The organism is Glutamicibacter uratoxydans (assembly GCF_050753455.1).
GTDB classification, from domain to species: Bacteria; Actinomycetota; Actinomycetes; order Actinomycetales; family Micrococcaceae; genus Glutamicibacter; species Glutamicibacter uratoxydans_A.
This window is the reverse complement of record NZ_CP192736.1, coordinates 2,161,278-2,181,339: the sequence shown is the minus strand read 5'-3', so window position 1 is coordinate 2,181,339 and position 20,062 is coordinate 2,161,278. Positions and strand designations below refer to the sequence as shown.

The 20,062-nt window shown below is 56.8% G+C and carries 17 protein-coding genes; 15 read left to right on the top strand and 2 right to left on the bottom strand.

The window, feature by feature from the left end; genetic code table 11:
- Positions 1–2: 2 nt before the first annotated feature.
- The 12 genes from ACQQZ8_RS09960 to secA all read left to right on the top strand — a co-directional run bounded on the left by ACQQZ8_RS09960 (position 3) and on the right by secA (position 16,066).
- Positions 3–989 (top strand): ABC transporter permease, encoded by a 987-nt coding sequence (locus ACQQZ8_RS09960; RefSeq protein WP_431709678.1) that lies wholly within the window; start codon positions 3–5, stop codon positions 987–989.
- Positions 986–2,659, top strand: a complete 1,674-nt coding sequence (locus ACQQZ8_RS09955; RefSeq protein WP_431709677.1) for an ABC transporter ATP-binding protein — start codon at positions 986–988, stop codon at positions 2,657–2,659. Before ACQQZ8_RS09960 ends, ACQQZ8_RS09955 begins: the two co-directional genes overlap by 4 nt.
- A gap of 1,366 nt (positions 2,660–4,025) precedes the next feature.
- On the top strand, positions 4,026–4,241 hold the full coding sequence (locus tag ACQQZ8_RS09950; protein WP_431709676.1) for a hypothetical protein: 216 nt from the start codon (positions 4,026–4,028) through the stop codon (positions 4,239–4,241).
- 353 nt (positions 4,242–4,594) lie between these two features.
- Positions 4,595–4,966 carry a chorismate mutase gene (locus ACQQZ8_RS09945; protein ID WP_431709675.1) on the top strand — a complete coding sequence of 124 codons (372 nt, stop codon included), beginning with the start codon at positions 4,595–4,597 and terminating at the stop codon, positions 4,964–4,966.
- Entirely contained in the window at positions 4,959–6,023 is a 1,065-nt protein-coding gene (locus ACQQZ8_RS09940) for a hypothetical protein (protein ID WP_431709674.1), read from the top strand. Before ACQQZ8_RS09945 ends, ACQQZ8_RS09940 begins: the two co-directional genes overlap by 8 nt.
- Positions 6,024–6,159: 136 nt before the next feature.
- The gene (mtrA, locus tag ACQQZ8_RS09935; RefSeq protein ID WP_431709673.1) at positions 6,160–6,840 is read left to right on the top strand and encodes an MtrAB system response regulator MtrA; all 681 of its coding nucleotides are present in this window, start codon (positions 6,160–6,162) and stop codon (positions 6,838–6,840) included.
- Complete coding sequence (gene mtrB / locus ACQQZ8_RS09930) at positions 6,837–8,651, top strand: MtrAB system histidine kinase MtrB (RefSeq protein ID WP_431709672.1); 1,815 nt, start codon at positions 6,837–6,839, stop codon at positions 8,649–8,651. Before mtrA ends, mtrB begins: the two co-directional genes overlap by 4 nt.
- Complete coding sequence (locus ACQQZ8_RS09925; RefSeq protein ID WP_431709671.1) at positions 8,641–10,344, top strand: LpqB family beta-propeller domain-containing protein; 1,704 nt, start codon at positions 8,641–8,643, stop codon at positions 10,342–10,344. The genes mtrB and ACQQZ8_RS09925 overlap by 11 nt, the downstream gene beginning before the upstream one ends.
- 61 nt (positions 10,345–10,405) lie before the next feature.
- Positions 10,406–11,197, top strand: a complete 792-nt coding sequence (locus tag ACQQZ8_RS09920) for a ComF family protein (protein WP_431709670.1) — start codon at positions 10,406–10,408, stop codon at positions 11,195–11,197.
- Positions 11,198–11,357: 160 nt separating this feature from the next.
- The gene (gene hpf, locus ACQQZ8_RS09915; RefSeq protein ID WP_431709669.1) at positions 11,358–12,047 is read left to right on the top strand and encodes a ribosome hibernation-promoting factor, HPF/YfiA family; all 690 of its coding nucleotides are present in this window, start codon (positions 11,358–11,360) and stop codon (positions 12,045–12,047) included.
- A 34-nt stretch (positions 12,048–12,081) separates the two neighbouring features.
- The gene (locus ACQQZ8_RS09910) at positions 12,082–13,320 is read left to right on the top strand and encodes a winged helix-turn-helix domain-containing protein (RefSeq protein ID WP_431709668.1); all 1,239 of its coding nucleotides are present in this window, start codon (positions 12,082–12,084) and stop codon (positions 13,318–13,320) included.
- A 67-nt stretch (positions 13,321–13,387) separates the two neighbouring features.
- A complete protein-coding gene (secA, locus tag ACQQZ8_RS09905; RefSeq protein ID WP_431709667.1) occupies positions 13,388–16,066 on the top strand; it encodes a preprotein translocase subunit SecA in 2,679 nt (892 codons plus the stop codon).
- Here the strand turns inward: secA and ACQQZ8_RS09900 are convergent.
- Both ACQQZ8_RS09900 and ACQQZ8_RS09895 read right to left on the bottom strand, forming a co-directional pair.
- A complete protein-coding gene (locus ACQQZ8_RS09900) occupies positions 16,063–16,578 on the bottom strand; it encodes an Rv3235 family protein (RefSeq protein WP_431709666.1) in 516 nt (171 codons plus the stop codon). The genes secA and ACQQZ8_RS09900 overlap by 4 nt on opposite strands.
- An 11-nt stretch (positions 16,579–16,589) precedes the next feature.
- On the bottom strand, positions 16,590–17,330 hold the full coding sequence (locus ACQQZ8_RS09895; protein ID WP_431709665.1) for a LysM peptidoglycan-binding domain-containing protein: 741 nt from the start codon (positions 17,328–17,330) through the stop codon (positions 16,590–16,592).
- A gap of 116 nt (positions 17,331–17,446) precedes the next feature.
- On the opposite strand from ACQQZ8_RS09895, the gene ACQQZ8_RS09890 reads away from it, so the two are divergent.
- The 3 genes from ACQQZ8_RS09890 to ACQQZ8_RS09880 all read left to right on the top strand — a co-directional run bounded on the left by ACQQZ8_RS09890 (position 17,447) and on the right by ACQQZ8_RS09880 (position 19,992).
- A complete protein-coding gene (locus tag ACQQZ8_RS09890) occupies positions 17,447–17,998 on the top strand; it encodes a hypothetical protein (RefSeq protein ID WP_431709664.1) in 552 nt (183 codons plus the stop codon).
- 93 nt (positions 17,999–18,091) lie between these two features.
- Positions 18,092–18,757 carry a hypothetical protein gene (locus tag ACQQZ8_RS09885; RefSeq protein WP_431709663.1) on the top strand — a complete coding sequence of 222 codons (666 nt, stop codon included), beginning with the start codon at positions 18,092–18,094 and terminating at the stop codon, positions 18,755–18,757.
- Positions 18,754–19,992, top strand: a complete 1,239-nt coding sequence (locus ACQQZ8_RS09880) for an AAA family ATPase (protein WP_431709662.1) — start codon at positions 18,754–18,756, stop codon at positions 19,990–19,992. The genes ACQQZ8_RS09885 and ACQQZ8_RS09880 overlap by 4 nt, the downstream gene beginning before the upstream one ends.
- Positions 19,993–20,062: the final 70 nt, after the last annotated feature.

Here is a 20,062-nt window from a genome sequence, read left to right as displayed (position 1 = left end):
CAATGGTACAAACTACTACCGTAAGTGAAGCCAAAGTGGGTGCTCCTTGGTGGTTGCGCCTGCCGGTTATTTCTCATCTGCGAATGTCTTCGGGCCTGCAACGCGGCATGCTGATCGTTGGTCTGGTGTTGACGCTCATACTGTTGCTGACCGCGATTTTCGCCCCGTTGATTGCTCCCTTCGACTTCGCCCAGAATTCCGATGCCGAGGGTGCTTTCCCACGACAAAGTGCCCCGGATGACAAATTCCTTTGGGGTACCACGGTTTCTGGGTACGACGTCTTTTCCCGCACCGTCTACGGTGCTCAAACCGCAGTCTGGGTGATTATTGCCGCGGTGCTGATGTCGATTTTCCTCGGGGTGTTCCTCGGCCTGGTCTCCGGTTATCTGGGAGGCTGGTTCGATCGGATTATGGTGGTCATTAACGACGCCATCTATGCTTTCCCTTCGCTGCTGCTGGCGATTGTCATGTCCATCGTGATCTCCCAAGGGCAATCCTCGCTTTGGGGTGGCATCATGGCTGCGGCCATCTCCATCACCGTGGTCTTCATTCCGCAGTATTACCGGGTGGTCCGCGCCGAAGTAATTCGACTTAAGGCTGAACCTTTCGTGGAATCGGCGCAGGTGATCGGTGCAAGCAGTTGGCGGGTGATGTTTACTCACCTGTTGCGTAACGCCACCCGAACCCTGCCACTGATCTTTACCCTCAACGCCTCCGAAGCGCTGCTGACCCTAGCCGGTCTGGGCTTCTTGGGATTTGGCATCGAACCGACCGCCGCCTCCGAATGGGGTTTTGACCTGAACCGGGCGATGAGCGACGCCACCAGTGGGATCTGGTGGACCGGGCTCTTCCCAGGGCTTGCCATCGTGATGACGGTGTTGGGACTCACCTTGGTGGGCGAATCGATGAATGACCTGAACGACCCGCGTTTGCGCAGAATTAGCCGAAAAAAGGCCCGTCGGATGATCCAGACAGGAGCTCAGGCATGAGTCAGCAGAACACAACCGGTACCGAGGTCCTTGAAGTTTCGGATCTCAATATCGACTTTGTCACCGATTCCGGGGCCGTGCCGGCCGTACGGGGTGTGGATTTCTCGGTAAAACCTGGAGAAATTCTCGCCATCGTGGGTGAATCCGGATCTGGGAAGTCGGTCACTGCACGCACGGCGCTGGGTATTATGGCCGAAAATGGAGTTTCCCGCGGGGCTGTTTACTTGCAGGGGCAGAACATGCTCACAGCCAGTGCTGCGCAATTGCGTGCTGCGCGTGGCCGTGATGTGTCCATGGTGTTCCAGGAACCCTCTACCGCATTGAACCCCGTGTACACCGTGGGTTGGCAGATTATGGAAGGGATTCGCGCGCACAGCAAAATCAGCAAAAAACAAGCGCGAGCCCGAGTGGTGGAAGCCATGGCGCAGGTGGGCATTCCGGAACCGGAGAAACGCGTGGATTACTACCCGCATCAATTCTCCGGCGGACAAAAACAACGTGTGGTGATTGCTGCAGCTCTAGCCTTAAGGCCTTCACTGATCGTGGCCGATGAGCCGACCACCGCATTGGATGTGACCGTTCAGGCCGAAATCCTTGCCCTTTTGCGTTCCATCCGTGAGGAACTGGGCACCGCGATCGTGATCATCACCCACAATATGGGGGTGGTCGCGGACATCGCCGACCGGGTGATCGTGATGAACAAAGGACTGGTGGTTGAACAGGCCGACACCCGCGACCTCTTTGAAAACCCGCGCGAACCATACACTCAGTCCCTGTTGGCTGCCGTACCCCATTTGGGACGCAATAGTGCGTCCGCCGGATTGCATGAACGCCCACACGCCCAGGCCGATGTATTAGTCCAAGCAACGGACCTGAACATCCATTACCCCGGACGCTTAGGCTCGCCCGGGTTTACCGCGGTGGACGGGGTCAGTTTCAGCATTCATGCCGGGGAAGTCTACGGGTTGGTGGGTGAGTCCGGGTCGGGCAAGACCACGATCGGTCGGACCATTGCCGGGTTGAATCGGATGACCGCGGGCTCATTGCAGGTGTTGGGCTACGAAATGGCCGATTTCAAGGAACGCAGTTTTAAACCATTGCGCCAAGACATCGGGTTCGTTTTCCAAGATCCGGCGGCCAGTTTCAATCCGCAGCTCACTATCGGTGAATGTGTGGCCGAGCCGCTGAACGTGCACCGTGAGCTGAATCCGCGACAAACCCGCGACAAGGTGACGGCGCTGCTTGAATCCGTGCAGCTACCTGCCAGCTACGCGCAACGTTACCCGCATGAGCTCTCGGGTGGGCAGCGTCAGCGTGCTTCCTTGGCGCGGGCTCTGGCACTGGACCCGAAGCTGTTGATTGCCGATGAACCGACCAGCGCGTTGGACGTTTCGGTACAGGCCAAAGTTTTGGAGCTGTTCAAAGAATTGCAGCAGGAACTGGGTTTCGCGTCGCTTTTCATCTCACATGACTTGGCTGTAGTGGACATGCTCGCCAGTTGGGTTGGAGTGCTACTGCGCGGCAAACTGGTCGAGGAAGGATTAGGCAGCTCGGTACTCAATACCCCGCAAGACCCATACACCCAACGCCTGATCGCCTCGCTCCCGGTTCCGGATCCGCAGGAGCAAGCCCAACGTCGCGCCATGATTGAGCAATTGCGCGGCAAGTAGTGATGAAGTAAGTCAGCGTTGGGCCCGGAAACCTGTCACAGGTTCCCGGGCCCAACGTGGCTCTGTAGGAGTGAGAGTGTAATTACCTACGTTCGGGTTATGCCCCACCTTGGGTACCGGATTGCCCGGCAAGCTATAGCAACTAGGACTAACACCACGAATGCATGCTTTGGAGGCATGTAGGCAGGAAAAATTGCGAGCCAACCTCTGTGCGATATATGCGGAAATGAGCTTGTGAAGAGAGGAAATCCAGTGCCGGACGCTCTCGCTGATGATGTGTTGTCCGCAGCGACGTGCGCATTGAGCGCCTTTTCGAGTCGTTCTTGGAAACTGATACGCCTACGTCTGTGGGAACGTGATTACCGTGTCGGCGCAACTTGCTACCTCGAGCATTCGAGAAAACACCCGCCGAGCAATGGCTCGCGCGCGGCTGATCCGCGTTCGAGACAGCATGCCTCCGGTGCCTCGCGCTTCCGCAGCTGAACAAAGCGAAGCTTAGGGGATTGGCCGTGAGGCTATGGCCGGGCGTAGGCTGGCCGACGTGAGCCAAGGCAAGACTGCTACCGAGGCTGTCAATGGCGCGGGGAAGGCCCTGGCCTCCTCAATCCGCATCGATCGCGGCGGCGGAACCTAGGTTTAGGGGCTTGGACTGAACCGGTCGTAATATTCCTAGTCAGACGAGGCAAACCGAAGATACTTGACCAATTACTCGTTTCCACTAAGTGAGGTGGAAGCAGTGAACATGGCTTAGGAATTTTCTGGTAAATCCGGCCAGTGAAAAAATTCGTATGTTCTTGATGGGTAAAAATATCGCGGCCGCTTTACGTGCTGGGCTGGTGCTGTCCCTGATTCCAGCTTGCTCCAAACGTTGAGTGGAATATCCCTGAGATGCCGGCTAAACCGGATGGAATTCAGATTGCCAACTCAGTTCTCTAGGGAGCAGTTGACCGTTTCAAACGCAAGAATCCCAAGAGCTCGAATTGGAATGTCACTTCTTGTCAGGCACGGAACTAGAGTCGTTTCACCGATAGGACGGTCGTACTTAAATGTTGGATCAAGTCAGCTGGTTACAGACACATCAAAGATAGCCTTGGATCACATCATCAGCATCAGACTAACGCCGTCGGCGGAACTGAGAACTGGGATGATGTGCTGAACTGTGCCACGAAGCCTATTCTCAGTCATCCTGAAATGATTCGCTACGCTGGGAAGCAACAAGCTTTGCTACACCGCTCCGATGGAGAACACGAATGTGAAGAGGACTACGAACGTGAGGCAACGACTAGTTATTACCCCTCAATATTCTGACATTACTCCGATTTCGATCCCGAGCTCAGACAATTTCATCGAAGGCGATGACCTTCCGATGATTCCTCAAAACCTTGTCGAAGAGCTCCGCAAGTGGAACCAGGTGTTTCTTGACTATTTTGATCCGGTCACTGGTTGGCCTTCGAAAGCCCAAGCCGAGCAGCACCAAGCTGAGGCACAGGTACTCAAGGACAAACTTAGTGATGCTATAGGCAATGATTTCACCATCGACGTAGCAACGTGGTCTTGGGTATCTGAGCAGGACCGCATCTAGACCTACTAAAAAGTTCCAGACCAAACCTCGAAGCACCAGAGCAGTACACATCTCGGCGATATTGAAACTTCTAACTTCGCTTCCTTGAACGATTGAACAAAAATTCGACGAGGGCTGTCTTTCCCGACGCGATTAATGCGTAGACCAAGTAGCCCGGGTCAAGGAGAGTGGCTCAACCTATCGGCGTCACTTGGATGGGTCCCAGTCTTAGCATGGTGAGGAGCAGCAGAGTCGTGGACTTGAACAAAGCGCAGAAAGCTACACGCCGCTCGAGAAGGTGGTTCCCACGCGTGGTTGCCGGACCCAAAGTCATCTAATGCGGACTATGACCTCATACAAAGTAAACTAGGCCCATGAGCGAGCCGAATAATAATACCGAGGCCACGGTCTTCGACCCGCACTCCAGTTCCCTCCACGGCGAGGTTGAACAAAACGTGTTGGAGGAGCTGTATTCGATCAGAGGTAGCATCGATAATTTTGATGCTCAGCTGGTGTATCTACTAGCCGAACGCTTTAAAGCCACCCAGCGCGTTGGACATCTTAAAGCCCGTCACAAACTTCCGCCCAGTGACCCCAATCGGGAGAAATCCCAGATTGAGCGGCTACGCCGGCTAGCTCGTGAAGCGCACTTAGATCCCGAATTCGCCGAGAAATTCCTGAACTTCATCATTTCCGAGGTGATCCGTCACCACCAGCATATTTCGGACACTCATCACGATGCCTGATTCAACCCCGGAAGCCTCCACGCATCCGGCGGAACAGTCGGTTCACGTCACCTGCCACAGCGCTTTCGCGGGTAAAGAGCTGCTTGAAGTGCATAAGGTGGTGCGCGGGGAACTGGGTGAACCACATCTTGCCGTGCTCCCAGAACTACCTGAACGCGGAATTTGGGCCGAACCCTTGGCGCGCAGTGCCGCACTGATCAATGAGCTGGGTTTTGACCTGCAACCGCATGGCTGGCGTCTCGGGGTTCCCGACGGGATCGATGCGCGCCGAGCTCGGGCGTTGTTGCGTAGTGATGAAAATCTGCTGGCAGACGTGTTGGGTGAGGAAAAGAAACCCGCCGAACGTCTGAAACTTTCGGTGATGGGCCCCTGGACGCTGAGCGCCAACCTCTACTTGAGTAATGGGGAACGGGTGATCAGTGACCACGGCGCCAGACGCGATGTGATTCAGGCCTATACCCTCGGGCTGAACGACTGGTTGAGCAGACTCACCCGTACCTCCGGGCTAAAGTACTACACCGTGCAGCTCGAAGAATCCCATCTCGGGTTGGTGCTCGACGGGAAGATTCCCACCGCCAGTGGTTACCGCACCTTGCGATCTATTCCACGCAGTGAAGTTCGTAGCTCGTTACAGGAATTGACCGACGCGGTCCAAGCGCAGCACTCGGTGAACTGGATGTGCGCGGTGCCGCACACCGATCCGGCGTGGGTGCAACGGGTTGATCTGTTGACGCAGGCCGGGGTTGATGGGCTGATCATTAACCCGCGCGCTATGGACTACCAGCAGTGGGAACGCATGGCCGGGCTCGTGGAGGCCGGTGGCCGGGTGTACCTCGAAGCACTGACCCCGGGACAGCGTCCAGTGGGAGTGGTGCAGGGCGTGAACGACATTCTCAAACCGTGGCGTACGTTGGGGCTGCCACTGCAGAAACTATCCGCGCTGCGGCTGATGCCGCACGGTGATTTTCGTGCCAGTAGCGCCGGCGAGGTGCTGCAATCTTTGCAACAACTCACCGCCTACGCTCAGGGGCTGGAACAGACCCGCGTCGATGCCTAACACACACGCCCACACAGGTGGGCACGGGATAAATGAGAGACTACTCATGTATCTTAGGAACAAAGGATAAAGACCTTATCCATTGCTGCGCGTAGACTACTGCGATGCTGGCAGGCTGGTTTCAGGGGGAAGATAAATGAAGGCGAAGATCTTGGTCGTCGACGACGACGAAGCGCTGTCGGAAATGATCGGCATTGTGTTGCAAAATGACGGTTTTGAACCGGTATTTTGCTATGAAGGCTCCGGCGCATTGGAAGCCTTCCGCGAAGCCAACCCCGATTTGGTGCTCTTGGATCTGATGCTGCCAGGGATCGACGGAATCGAAGTTTGTAAGCAAATCCGCGCCGAATCAGATGTCCCGGTTGTTATGCTCACCGCCAAGTCCGACACTGCTGATGTGGTGCGCGGCTTGGAGTCCGGCGCCGATGATTACGTGCCCAAGCCGTTCAAGCCAGCCGAACTCGTGGCCCGGGTCCGCGCCCGACTGCGTCCGGCCGAAACTCATACGGCCGAAACCTTGAGTGTTGCCGACGTGAACATTGATGTGGCCGGACACCGCGTCACCCGTGGCGAGGAAGTAATTTCACTGACCCCACTGGAATTTGATCTGCTGGTGACCATGGCACGCAAACCATGGCAGGTGTTCAGCCGTGAGCAACTCTTGGAAGCCGTGTGGGGTTACCGGCATGCCGCCGACACTCGGTTGGTGAACGTCCACGTGCAGCGACTGCGCTCCAAGATCGAAAAGGATCCGGAGAAACCGGCGATCATCCTCACCGTCCGTGGCGTTGGGTATAAGGCAGGGTCAACAAGTTGAACCAGCGCGCAACGACCGGAAAAGAACTTGTCCCGGTCGATCTGCGCCAACAGCAACTTCCCCGGGCGCCACGCTTCTACCGGGTTAAGAACTGGGTGCAGCGGCCGCTGAGTTCGCTCAAGCGGCGCTGGAACCGGCACCTGATGGACCGCACGGTGATTTCCACTCTGCTCTTCACCTCTCTGGCATTGCTGGCGGCCGGGGCATTCTTGTCCAACCAAATCGCCAACACGCTCTTTACCGAACGTTTCAATCAAATTGCCAACGAATCCGAACGGGGACTGACGCAAGCCCGATCGATTTTCGAGTCAGCGGCCACCACCGACCGGGTATCCACGCAGTCGCTGGTTAACAGCACCTTGAGTAGTTTGCAGGGCGATGGGGCTACCGTGGTGCGTGACTTCGTGTTGGTGCCCTTTCCGGGGGATGAGAACATTTATGTCGCTCCCACCGCCTCGGGCGAGCTGACCAGCCGCATCATCCCCGATGACCTCTCCGAACGGGTGATGAACGAATCAGGGATTTTCTGGCGATCGGTAGAGATTCGTTCCGGTGCAAATCAAGTACCGGGAATTGTATTCGGCACTCAGGTGCTCTTACCGCCAGGGGTCGATTACGGGCTTTATCTGGTCTATGACCTCTCCAGTGTGCAGAACACCTTAGAGTTCATCAACCGCGCCATGATGCTCACAGGCTTGATCCTGTTGCTGGTGGTCGGGGTGATTACCTGGTCGGTGAGTCGCACCGTGGTGCGTCCGGTGGCCGACGCAGCCTATGTCTCCGAACGCATCGCCGCCGGTGACCTCGACCGGCGGATGAAGGTGATCGGGGAGGATGAAGTTGCGCGCCTCGGAACAGCTTTCAACCACATGGCCGCATCGCTGCAAGACCAGATCACCCAGCTGAACCAGCTCTCAGCCATGCAACAACGCTTTGTTTCGGATGTGTCTCACGAATTGCGCACCCCGCTGACCACCGTGCGCATGGCAGCGGAGCTGATCTATGACGCCCGTGAAGATTTCGAGCCGATGACCGCCCGTTCGGCTGAGCTGATGTACAACCAGATTGAACGTTTTCAGAACCTGCTCAATGACTTGCTAGAAGTCTCCCGCTTTGACGCGGGCGTGGCGGTGCTGGATCGAGAATCTACCGATTTGGGTGTGATCGTGCGTAAAGTGATCGACACAGCCACTCCGGTGGCCGATGAATACGGCTCCATCTTGCGGCTAAATATCAGTGGGGATGACTGCGTAGCCGAAATTGACCCGCGGCGGGTCGAACGGATCCTGCGCAACTTGGTGCTCAATGCGGCCGAGCACGGTGAAGGTAATCCGATTGATATTTCCCTGGCTCAGGATGAGGACACCGTAGCGGTTTCGGTACGCGATCACGGTATTGGTATCAACGCCGAAGCACAAGCTCACGTCTTTGATCGTTTCTGGCGTGCCGACCCGGCCCGGAAACGCACCACCGGAGGTTCTGGCCTGGGGTTGGCGATTGCCAAGGAAGATACCGCGCTGCACGGCGGACGGTTGGAAGTTTGGGGTGAACCCGGAGTAGGTACGAATTTCCGGTTGACCCTGCCACGTACTCCAGGTGACACGATGACTAGCTCCCCACTACCCCTGGAGCCAAGCATTGTCCCCGACCTGAGCGGTGCCAGCTTGCCTGAGCACTTCCCGCTGACCGGTGAATTGCCAAAGATTGGGTTCGTGCCGCTATTACTGGATGACCCGCTAGAGGACGACATTGCGGACCCGACCACACAAATCGATACGAACTCCGGGGGTGGCAAAGCCGATGGCTCCTAAACTCGTGAGAGTCCTGCTGTTGCTGCTCGCCGGTGTTCTGCTGGTCAGTGGCTGCGCGTCCATTCCGCGCAGCTCCCCGGTGCAACAGATCGACACCCAAGCTGATAACGGTGAACCGCAGGATTATAGTTTTTCGGCGCTGGGGCCCGCCGAGGGAGCTAGCCCGCGCAGCATTGTCGAAGGCTTCATGGAAGCTGGGATCTCCTTGGCTCAGGACTACGCGGTGGCTCGCGAGTTCATGACACCGGTGCTGAAAAACGAATGGAAGGGCACCACCCGAACCCTGGTCTATGATGCCAGTTCGATCATCGGCGCTGACAATGAAAACCGTTACACCATCCAATTAGAGATCACCGCCGAGGTGGATGAAAATGGAATCCGTACCCAGTACCCACCACATTCCACTCGCGCTGTCGATATTGAACTGACCGAGGTTGACGGGGAATGGCGGGTCTCCTCGGCCCCGGACGGAATCATGCTCGAAAGCAGCTATTTCGATCGGATTTTCGCACCCCGTTCCCTGTACTTCTATGACACCAGCTACAACTATTTGGTCCCGGACACCCGTTGGTTCTCATCGCGAAGTGGGGCTGCGACCTCGATCGTAGAAGCACTGCTGGACGGCCCGGCCCCATATCTACAAAACGCTGTGGTCTCCGCGTTCTCCCCAGCCAGCTCCTTGATCCGCTCCGCGGTGCCGATTAAGGATGGGACGGCTACGGTGGATCTGAACCCGGAAACCTTTGAGGACAGCACTGATCTGGCTAAACAGCTGATGCAGCGTCAACTCTCGGCTTCCTTAGCCGAACTGACCTCCGTGGAGCGCGTGCAGATGCAATCCGCGGAAACTGAGGTAGTTATTGGTCCGGTGGCGGCGGACTATGCTGAACCACAAATCAACCCCAGCACCCCGGATACCTTGGTGGGGCTGGTAGAGGACGAACTGGTTTATATTCGTGGGCTGAGCATTATTCCGGTTGGTGGAGTGCCTAATTTGGGCGAATATCAGCCCCAAGCCCCCGCGATGGCCCCGGTGGGCAACCGATTCACCTTCCTGAACGGAGACAGAACCCAGCTTCTGGGAGTGGATGAACGCGGTCAGGTCAGTGTGCTGGCCCAAGGTAGTGAGCTATTACGGCCCTCCATGGATGTGGCGGGGTGGACCTGGACGGTCGATAACGCGGCAGAAACCTCACTGATCGTCGCACCTGCCGATCCGGCCGTCTCGGGAGAAACCCGACCGATTGCCGTTTCCTGGCTGGAAGGTGCGGAAGTGAAATCACTGCGCATATCTCGCGATGGTTCACGCGCCCTCATGGTGTTTGACAACGGTGAACGAGACCGTGTTGTGGTCGCCGGAGTGGTGCGCGATACCGAAGGCGTGCCGCGTGGTTTGAGTGATCGCCCGATGGAGATTTTCCCCAGCGTTCCGGTAAACACTGCACTGTGGAACTCGGATGAGTCGGTGGTGGTCGCGCAGCTGGGACGCAATGAATCGGTACGCGCCGAATTACTGACCTTCTCCGGCGGCAGCGAACAGTTCTCGCCACTACTGGGCATGGTGAACCTGGCGGTAGGCGTGGGGGAGCGCCGCCCGGTCTACGCAGGAACCCTCGATGAATTACACAACCGGGTGGGTAACACTTGGCGGGTTCTGGAAGACTTCGCTTCGGACGTGTCCTACCCGGGGTAAGAAACCCACAATAGGTTGGTGCAGCATCCTGGGTGGCTGAGAAGCGAGCCAGGATACGCCCATGAGTGATAAATGGGTTCGGCGTATCGATGAGCTTTGGTTGCACCGACTGGCAGGGATGGTGCGCTGGGGGTTGAGCGAAACCGTGAATCTGCTGCTGCCCACCAGCTGTGCAGGCTGTGAGCGGGTTGATCACCGGCTTTGCCCCGATTGTCGGCATAGCCTCGCGCGTGCGCTACAGAATATCCCGGTGCCACGCGATCTACGGATGACACTGGAACTGCCCGGTGGTGAGCAACGCTTTTTGACCTGCGCCGCCGGCCGCTACGCCAATGAACTAGCGCGCGCGATCCTCGCCTTCAAGAATCATCAGCGACTCTTTCTGGCCGAACTGTTGGCCCCGTATTTGGCGGCCTTGGCCAACACCATTTGCCCGCCCCAGCCTCGGCAAAGCACTGTGTGGCTGGTCCCGGTACCCAGCTCGTACAAGGCCAGGGCTACCCGCGGATACTGGCCAGTGCACCAACTCTTACTGCGTGCGGACAGACGCGGACTGTTTGATCATTGCCTTGAGGTTCAACCGATCCTGAAATATCGGTTAGCCAGTTCCTGGAAACCAGCACAGAAGGCGAAGAGCGGACGGCAACGACGCGCGTCCACTACTTCGTTTTACGTCTTCCAGGCGCTAACAGACAGACAACAAGTCCTCTTAGTTGATGATGTGCTCACCACCGGCGCGACCATGATCGCCGCCGCACAGGCCTGTACTGACGCGGGATATCAGGTCATCGGCGGGATTGTGGTGGCGTTGACATCGCCTCCAGAGGGACACGGAAAGACCGGATTATGCTAACCGCGATCGCGAATCTCGCTGTCAGATAGTGGAATATTGCGCGAAGTGGCATATGGTGAAGTATGGGTTGCATCACAGATGCAGCGAAGGCCCATCTTCAGTTCAGGAGCTGAGAAAATCCTGAACTGTTGTGTCACCCGACTCTATTTTGGAGGACACCATGGAGCTGAACTACAGCGGCCGCAACATCACCGTTTCTGATCGTTTCCGCGAGTACGTGGACGAAAAAATGGTCAAGGTCGAGCAATTGACCAACAAGGTGCAGCGGATAGATGTCAAAGTCGTCAAGGAAGCTCACGCCCGCAACCAATCCACCGCATTGTCGGTGGAGTTGACCGTCGTGAGCAAGGGACCGGCAATTCGTGCTGAGGCAACCGGTTCGGATAAGTTCGCAGCTTTCGACATCGCATTCTCCAAACTGCTGGAACGTTTACGTAAGGCCCGGGACAAGCGCAAGGTACATCGCGGGAACCACACCCCGGTCGCCGTGCACGAGGCAACCAGCAATCTTCCAAACATCGCCACCGACAAGACGCTGGTGGAACAAACTCTTGAGAATCAGGCCGCAGCCGAAGCAGCGGCTCAGGAAGAGGAAGCCGGATACACGCCGGTGGTTATCCGCCGCAAGGTCTTCCCGGCTGAGGTCATGAGCGTGGATGACGCTGTAGACCGCATGGAAATGGTCGGTCACCCGTTCTACCTGTTCATTGACGAGGCCAATGGGGCACATTCTGTGGTCTACGGACGTCACCAGTACCAGTACGGTGTGATCACCCTTGATCCGTCGTTGAACGAGGATGATGAAGTTCCGACTGAAGTCCGCGGCTACCGCGACGCGTCAGTGAACTAACCCGCAGTTTTCCTCTCGGGATACTCATAAAGTGATGGGCGGTCACGCAGATCTGAGCTTGCAACAGGCTCAACGGATCTGCGTGGCCGCCCAAGGTTTAACGACCAAGCGTCGTGACACGAAGAGCTCGGTGGCCGAGCTGACCGAAGTGTACGGCCGAATCGGTCAGACGCAAGTGGATTCGGTCAATGTGGTTTGTCGCGCACATTACCAGCCACTATTTGCCCGGATCGGAAACTATGACCGGCAGGATCTGGATGCTTTAGTTGCGCAGCCCGCCAGCGGGGTCACCGAATACTGGGGGCACGAGGCCAGTTTCGTGCAAAGTGACTATGTGATGGACCTTGCTCGATGGCGGGACGGGCATTGGGCGGACCGGTCGCAGCGGTTCAACGCCACGCAACGCAGCCTCACACAGGACGTGTTGCAATACTTGCGGGAGCATCCCGGGTCATCCGCCCGTCAGCTCAGCCAGGCCCTAGGGGTCCCTGGTAAGCAGGAAGCCACCGGGTGGGGCTGGAATTGGAACGATACGAAACTGGTTACTGAGGCCTTATTCGGTCAGGCGGAAATCCTTAGTTTGGGTCGCAATCAGCACTTTGAACGTCGGTTTGCGCTAGCCGATCAGGTGCTCAGCGCCCAGCATCGCACGGTTCAAGGGGACCGGGCGGATTCGCTGGGCCGCTTAGTTTTGGCTGCGGCACGCAGCCTCGGTCTGGCCACGGATCGATCTTTGGCGGAATACTATCGGCTGCCGCTGCGCGAGGTGCGTACCGTGCTTCGCGAACTGGTGGATGCTGGGCAACTGGAAAAGGTGCAGGTCTCTGGGCAGCCGGTCGAGTATTATTTGTGGCCCGATACTCCGATTCCGTCGCGCATTTCGCAAACGGTGCGGATCCTCTCGCCCTTTGATTCGATGGTTTTCGATCGTCGACGTTTGGCGGAACTTTTTGACTTCCACTACCGGTTAGAAATCTATGTGCCACAGGCCAAGCGACGGTACGGCTACTACGTTTTTCCCATTCTTCTGGGGCACCGTTTTATTGGCCGGGTAGATCTAAAGGCCGAACGGAAAACCGGGGAGTTGCGCGTGCAGGCCCTGTATTTTGAATCCGCGCCGTCCCAAGACTGGCTGGAACGCAGCAATAATGAATTATGGCGGATGGCAAACTGGCTGGGACTGGACACCGTGAATGTAGGAACTGAGCGAGTGCTGTGTAACCCATGGGCTTTAGCGGCAAATGCCAAACCCAGCAGCGAAATGAGCAAGTAGTTGCAATTACTCACGTAGACTGGGGATCGCCAGAATTTACTGTGCTTGAGATATTGGGAGCTACCACGTGGCATCATTGCTAGAACGTATTTTGCGGACCGGCGACAAGAAGACTCTGAAAAAACTTCGGGTGTACGTCGAGGCAATCAATGCGTTGGAGAGCGAATTTCGCGAAATGACCGACGAGGAACTTCGGGGAGAAACCGAAAAGTTCCGGGCTCGGTATAACGAAGGAGAGTCTCTGGACTCACTGCTCCCCGAAGCCTTTGCCGCGGTGCGTGAAGCCGCTGATCGCGTTCTGGGTATGCGCCACTTCGATGTGCAGCTGATGGGTGGTGCCGCACTGCATTTGGGGAATATCGCCGAAATGCGTACCGGTGAAGGTAAAACCCTGGTAGCTACCGCGCCGGCCTACCTCAATGCGCTCACCGGCAAGGGTGTGCACGTGGTGACCGTCAACGACTTCCTCGCTGAATACCAGTCGGATTTGATGGGACGTGTCTTCCGATTCTTGGGCATGAGCACCGGATGCATCATGGCCAATATGGATCCTGCCGCACGCCGCAAACAGTACCAATGCGACATTACCTACGGCACTAATAACGAGTTCGGCTTCGATTACTTGCGCGACAACATGGCATGGAGCAAGGAAGAGCTCGTTCAGCGCGAACACCACTTCGTCATTGTTGACGAAGTTGACTCGATTCTGATCGATGAGGCTCGTACCCCACTGATTATTTCCGGGCAGGCTTCCGGAGACGTGAATCGTTGGTACACCGAGTTCTCGAAGATCATCACCACCCTGGTTCGCGAAACCGACTACGAGGTGGATGAGAAGAAGCGCACCGTGGGTGTGCTGGAACCGGGCATCGAAAAGATCGAAGATTACCTGGGGATCGACAACCTCTACGAGGCTGCGAACACCCCGTTGATTGGATTCCTGAACAACGCCATCAAGGCGAAGGAACTTTTCAAGAAGGACAAGGACTACGTCGTAGTCAACGGCGAAGTGATGATCGTGGACGAGCACACCGGCCGTGCGTTGGCCGGCCGCCGTTACTCCGAAGGCATGCACCAGGCGATCGAAGCCAAGGAAGGTGTGGAGATCAAGGCCGAAAACCAGACTTTGGCCACGATCACCTTGCAGAACTACTTCCGCATGTACGACAAAATTTCGGGTATGACCGGTACCGCACAGACCGAAGCGGCCGAATTCATGAGTACCTATAAGCTCGGCGTGGTGGAGATCCCGACTAACCGTCCAGCGATCCGCATCGACCAATCGGATCTGATCTACAAGAACGAAGTCTCCAAGTTTGACGCGGTCGTTGAGGACATCGTGGATCGGCACAAGACCGGTCAACCAATCCTGGTCGGTACCACCAGCGTGGAGAAGAGCGAATACCTCTCCCGGCTGCTGGCTAAGCAGGGGGTTCGCCACGAGGTACTTAACGCCAAGAACCACGCCCGTGAAGCGGCGATCGTGGCCATGGCAGGTAAGAAGGGCGGGGTCACCGTCGCCACGAACATGGCTGGCCGTGGTACCGACATTATGCTCGGTGGTAACGCCGAATTCATCGCAGTGGCGGAGATGGAACGCCGCGGGTTGGACCCGGAGAACAACTCCGAAGAGTATGAAGCTCAGTGGGACGAGGTTTTTGCTACCGCCAAGCAAACCGTCTCGCGCGATGCCGAGGAAGTTGCCGCACTCGGTGGTCTCTATGTGCTGGGCACCGAGCGCCACGAGTCGCGACGCATCGATAACCAGCTGCGTGGTCGCGCCGGACGTCAGGGTGATCCGGGTGAATCCCGTTTCTATCTGTCGATGACCGATGACTTGATGCGTCGTTTCAACTCGGGCATGGCCGAACGAATCATGAACAACCCGTCCATGCCAGATGACGTGGCGTTGGAATCCAAGATGGTTTCTAAGGCGATCGAATCTGCGCAGGCACAGGTGGAAGGCGTTAACGCTGAACAGCGCAAGAACGTGCTGAAATACGATGACGTGATGAACCGTCAGCGTGAGGCGATCTATACCGACCGTCGTCGCATCCTGGAAGGCGATGATATCCACGAGAAGGTCGAACACTTCCTTGAGGACGTCATCAAGGCCATGGTTCTGGAAGCAACCCAGGTTGGCCACCCAGACGAGTGGGACCTGCGTCAGCTGTGGACCAACTTCAAGCAAATCTTCCCGATCACCCTGACCGTGGATGATCTGGTGGAGGAAGTTGGCGGTGTCTCACACCTGAGCGCCGAATTTATCCAGGCCGAAGTGCTCTCGGACGCGCAACTGCAGTACCAGAGTCGTGAAGCGGCCGTTGGTGCACAGACCATGCGTGAACTGGAGCGCCGGGTGGTACTATCCACGATTGGACGCAAGTGGCAGGAACATCTCTACGAGATGGATTACCTCAAGGAAGGTATCGGCCTGCGTGCCATGGCCCAACGTGACCCGTTGGTCGAATATCAGCGTGAGGGATACACGATGTTCCTGACCATGATGGAGGGGATTCGTGAGGATGCCATCGGTACCCTGTTCCACCTAGAACTTCCTACGGGCGAGAAGCAGCCCGAAGAAGTCACGGTCAATCTGGGCGAACCTGCTAAGCCGCGCAACTTGCAGTTCACCGGGCCTGATGAGGATGGGGAGGCCAGCACCCGGCGCGAGCAGGCCAGCAGCAATAAGAAGAAGGTGGCCAGCGGTTCGGCGAACCGGTCGAAGAAGAGTAAGAAGCGCTAGAGCACTTCTAACTCGGTCACCTGCCAGCGTCCGTGCCATGGTTCAATTCGAAGAGCCACGGCACGGACGCGGTGTTTAAAGGCCAATACGGCGGCACATTCGTAGGCCCCTGACGCGGTGAGCTCCATACGCATCGTGCGTACTAGCCCATGACTGGTACCTGGAATCGGTTCGAGGCTTAGATCTTGGGTCTCAAGGAGCTGTTGGTCCCGGAGTTTATTGATGCAGCGCGGTTCCATGACGAAGTTTAGTTGCCATAAACTGCGGTACCCGGCCAATATTTCGAAGACCGCCCGTGCAACGGCATGGCAGAGGTGAACCGCGGCTAAGCCAGTGGTTCGCGGTACTGCAGTCCGGTGGAAAATATGGTTCATCGGCTTGGCGATACTGGTAGGTGTCTCGTAGGCCAAGGAATGAATGATCGTGCCACCAGCCAGCCGCACGCTGAGATTAGCTGACGGCTGTGTATGCCACTGGGAACCACGGCGAATGGTTTGCGTCGTAAGTGTCATGATTCGACCTTTCAGGAATCCGTGGTGGGTAAGAGCAGAACCATGCCCACATGAAGCAGATTCGGATTCGCCCCGATACTCTGCTGGTTTAGTGCATGGATTCGTGGCCAATAGCTGGCAATTTCTTGGAGGGTCGCCGAATCTCCCAGATGCTGCTGGGCGATATTCCACAAATTGTCGCCGGGGCGTACGACCACCTCCTGCACAATATTGCGCGGGGTGCTGTGCGGTGCCGGGGCACCCAATGACCGATCCAAGGTAATCGAGGTTTGCCGCGGCACCCACGTGGGTACCGGAGCCACAAGCTTCTCGGTGGCACCGTCAGGCTCCACCGGTTTTTCCGCTTCATTGAGGCTTGAACTTGTGGCGATAAGCTGTGCTCCGAGGTCGACTGCCGAGGCAGGCGCTAAAGCTGGGGCGGTGACCAAGAGCCCGACATTGAGCACCGAGGCGGTCATGCCGCGCAACAAATACGGGCAATGCTTCGACAAGCTTTGCACCAGATCCCCACGCTGACTGTGAGCGGCCCACAAGATGAGTCCTTGACAAAGCAGACCTAAAAAGATCCACAACGTGTAGCCGATGCTGGCCAAAAGAAGCGCCTGAAGGAACATCCCCGTGGCGGCGGGAAGATTTAGAGCCGGCCAGATGGAATCATCAAACTCCATCACGCGCCGGGTCAGCATCGCCAAAAGCAGCATGATCAGGATCAACCCGAGCGATATTACCCCAAACTTCAATCTCAACAACATGATCTCACTTCCTTGCATTTGATGAAGTTTGATTCTGTTTGATATTAATAGTTGCACTTATTTTCTTGTAGGGGAAGAGTGTTGGCAGAATCATTAGCGCTCCGTACAGTGGGGGCATGCGCTGGGAATCCCTGTTTGCCGATTTGGAGGCACAGCTTGAGTCGAAGCTGGCCGAAGACTTACGCGAGGAAATTGCTGAATCCATTCGCATCGAGAAGGCACGCCAGCGTCTGAGCGACCGGTTGCTGGGTCTGGTCGGCAAGAACCTAGCGTTCCGATTATCCGGAGCCCAGGAGGTGACCGGCCGAGTGGGGCCTGTCGGGCAGGACTACCTCTGTCTCGAAGAAGCAGCGGTGAACTGGCTGATTCGTCTAGAGTCCGTGCGATCGATTGCCCTTGCAGATCAGACCCTGAGTCCGAATGGAACCTTATCGCAGGTTAAGTTCGGTGCAGTCGTTCGAGCCATGCTTCGAGATCGCCAAGCGGTCCAAGTTTTTGCGCTTGACGGTGCCCTGTTGGGTGAGGGGATACTGCAGCAGGCGGCGGAGGACTTTTTGGTTCTGGGCATTCACCCACGCGATGAATTCGCTCGTCCGCGTAATCTCCAAGGCCGGGTGTTGATTCCTTATCGGGCAGTGGGGTGGATTACCGGGCAGCACCCCGACTAGTCCACAAACCTGTGGCTTACTCTTCCGTCGTCAAGGATCTTGCACTATGCTCTCCAGCACTATGCGGGTGGCTTGAAGCAAAGTTGGGGGATCATGACAACGGAACAAGACGGGGCGCGCAGATCGTTGACTCAATCGCCACGTGTGCGTCGGGCGCGGTGGCGGGAACCGAGGCTCTTATTGGGATTCGCGTTGGTGGCACTTTCGATCGTGGGGATCGTCGTTCTGATTAATGCCATGGACGAACGCAGCGGGGTGTATGTGGCCACCCAGGATATTTCGCTCGGTGAACCATTGACCGAAAACAATGTCCAAATCCTACAGGTGCAGCTTGGCGAATCCTTGCAGCATTACCTGCCTGCCGAGCTCGATGGAGTAGAACATTTGCGGGCAAACACCTTTATCGGTGCCGGACAGTTGATTGCTCACGATTTTATTGCGCGTAGTGAACTAGGTTCCCGGCGTCCGATCAATATCGATTTGCCCGTTGATCTATCCGCAGCCATCACCCCGGGTAGCAGGGTGGATGTGTGGATTGCGCAGCGCGAACCGGGCACCGCGACCTATGGGACCCCAGCATTGTTAGCGAATCTGGTCGAAGTCTCGGACCGCACCGAACGCGCAGCGGGATTGGTTGGGCAACGTGGGGTGAACCTGGAATTACTGGTCGAGCCGGAATATCTTGAGCCATTGCTTCAGGCGCTAGCCAATGAATCGCGGATCATCGTGGTGTACAACCCGGCGGGGGAGTCCCAATGAGTATTTCGGTGGTGGTGTTGGGAGACAACCAGGCCGTTGTGCATCGGATCGAAAGCTATCAGGGCGACTTGATGGTGGTTCGGGTCTGTCAAGAAATCTCCGAAGCGGTAGCCGCCTGCGCATCTGGAATGGGACAGGTCTTGCTGATCGCTGACCCGCAATTGATGTTACCGACGGAACAGGTGGACTTTGTGCGGGAACTAGACGTCATGCTGGTTCTGCTTGATGAGCATCCTACATCGACTCCGGGTGTGCTGAGCGCCGCACCCACGGGCAGCGCGGCAGATCTAGAACACTTAATTACACGGGGATTGCAGGAACTGGCTCAGGCACAACGCGCCCAAGGAATCATTTCGCCCACCGAGCCCACAACCGACGAACACACCAACGGGATCGTGACCAGTTTCTGGGGTGCTGTAGGTTCGCCGGGACGCAGCACCCTCGCCTTGAACTTTGCCGCCGAAGCAGCAGCCGCCGGTCAGAAGGTCATCCTGATTGATGCTGACACCTACGGGGCCTCGCTCGCGGTACAGCTGGGGTTGTTGGACGAATCGGCAGCTGTGGCACAAATCTGCCGGGTGGTGGATGCGGGCAATTACAACATCTCCCGACTGGAAGCGGTGTGCGCTTCCCTGCAGGTTGGCTCCGCGGTCCTCCGGGTGGCGACCGGGATCCCACGCGCCAGTCGCTGGCCGGAAGTGCGTGCGGCGTCGCTGCGCCGAGCGGTGATGGTCTTTCGGGAACACTATGATCGGGTGGTGTTGGATCTGTCCGCCCCGATTGAAACCGATGAGCAACTTAGCTTCGATACCAACGCCCCACAACGTAATGGGGTGAGCGTCGAGGCACTGCACTTTTCGGACGAAGTCTATATGGTGGTGGCCGCTGATAGCGTGGGCATCCCGCGAGCAATTCGCGCCATTGATGAGTTAAACGATCAGCAATTTAGTGTGCCGTTGCGAATCCTTTTTAATAAAATCGGCACCGGCTCCTCCGGGCGGAGCCCCCGCCGAGCCGTATCCGAAGCCTGGGAACGGTTCGGACCGTCTTATCCGATCGTGGGATTCCTACCTGCAGATCATCAAGTCTGTCAGGCAGCAGTCTTAGCTGGGTGTGCGTTGCTTGAGCTTGCCCCGCGTTGTGCATTACGCGCAGAAATTTCTTCCCTGACACAGAAAAATCTTCCATTTCGATTAGGTGCCTCCAAAGTGGCCCAAAAGCGGGACACAATGTGAACTAACCCACGAAAAAACGCGATAGGCTGGAGGGAATTGAGAATTCGCAATGACGCGAATCGTTGATCTT

Excerpts from the sequence above, each read along its gene's own strand:
- ACQQZ8_RS09960 (WP_431709678.1), top strand. The coding sequence starts at position 3 with ATGGTACAAACTACTACCGTAAGTGAAGCCAAAGTGGGTGCTCCTTGG.
- ACQQZ8_RS09955 (WP_431709677.1), top strand. The coding sequence starts at position 986 with ATGAGTCAGCAGAACACAACCGGTACCGAGGTCCTTGAAGTTTCGGAT.
- ACQQZ8_RS09950 (WP_431709676.1), top strand. The coding sequence starts at position 4,026 with ATGATTCCTCAAAACCTTGTCGAAGAGCTCCGCAAGTGGAACCAGGTG.
- ACQQZ8_RS09945 (WP_431709675.1), top strand. The coding sequence starts at position 4,595 with ATGAGCGAGCCGAATAATAATACCGAGGCCACGGTCTTCGACCCGCAC.
- ACQQZ8_RS09940 (WP_431709674.1), top strand. The coding sequence starts at position 4,959 with ATGCCTGATTCAACCCCGGAAGCCTCCACGCATCCGGCGGAACAGTCG.
- mtrA (WP_431709673.1), top strand. The coding sequence starts at position 6,160 with ATGAAGGCGAAGATCTTGGTCGTCGACGACGACGAAGCGCTGTCGGAA.
- ACQQZ8_RS09925 (WP_431709671.1), top strand. The coding sequence starts at position 8,641 with ATGGCTCCTAAACTCGTGAGAGTCCTGCTGTTGCTGCTCGCCGGTGTT.
- ACQQZ8_RS09920 (WP_431709670.1), top strand. The coding sequence starts at position 10,406 with ATGAGTGATAAATGGGTTCGGCGTATCGATGAGCTTTGGTTGCACCGA.
- hpf (WP_431709669.1), top strand. The coding sequence starts at position 11,358 with ATGGAGCTGAACTACAGCGGCCGCAACATCACCGTTTCTGATCGTTTC.
- ACQQZ8_RS09910 (WP_431709668.1), top strand. The coding sequence starts at position 12,082 with ATGGGCGGTCACGCAGATCTGAGCTTGCAACAGGCTCAACGGATCTGC.
- ACQQZ8_RS09900 (WP_431709666.1), bottom strand. The coding sequence starts at position 16,578 with ATGACACTTACGACGCAAACCATTCGCCGTGGTTCCCAGTGGCATACA.
- ACQQZ8_RS09895 (WP_431709665.1), bottom strand. The coding sequence starts at position 17,330 with ATGTTGTTGAGATTGAAGTTTGGGGTAATATCGCTCGGGTTGATCCTG.
- ACQQZ8_RS09890 (WP_431709664.1), top strand. The coding sequence starts at position 17,447 with ATGCGCTGGGAATCCCTGTTTGCCGATTTGGAGGCACAGCTTGAGTCG.
- ACQQZ8_RS09885 (WP_431709663.1), top strand. The coding sequence starts at position 18,092 with ATGACAACGGAACAAGACGGGGCGCGCAGATCGTTGACTCAATCGCCA.
- ACQQZ8_RS09880 (WP_431709662.1), top strand. The coding sequence starts at position 18,754 with ATGAGTATTTCGGTGGTGGTGTTGGGAGACAACCAGGCCGTTGTGCAT.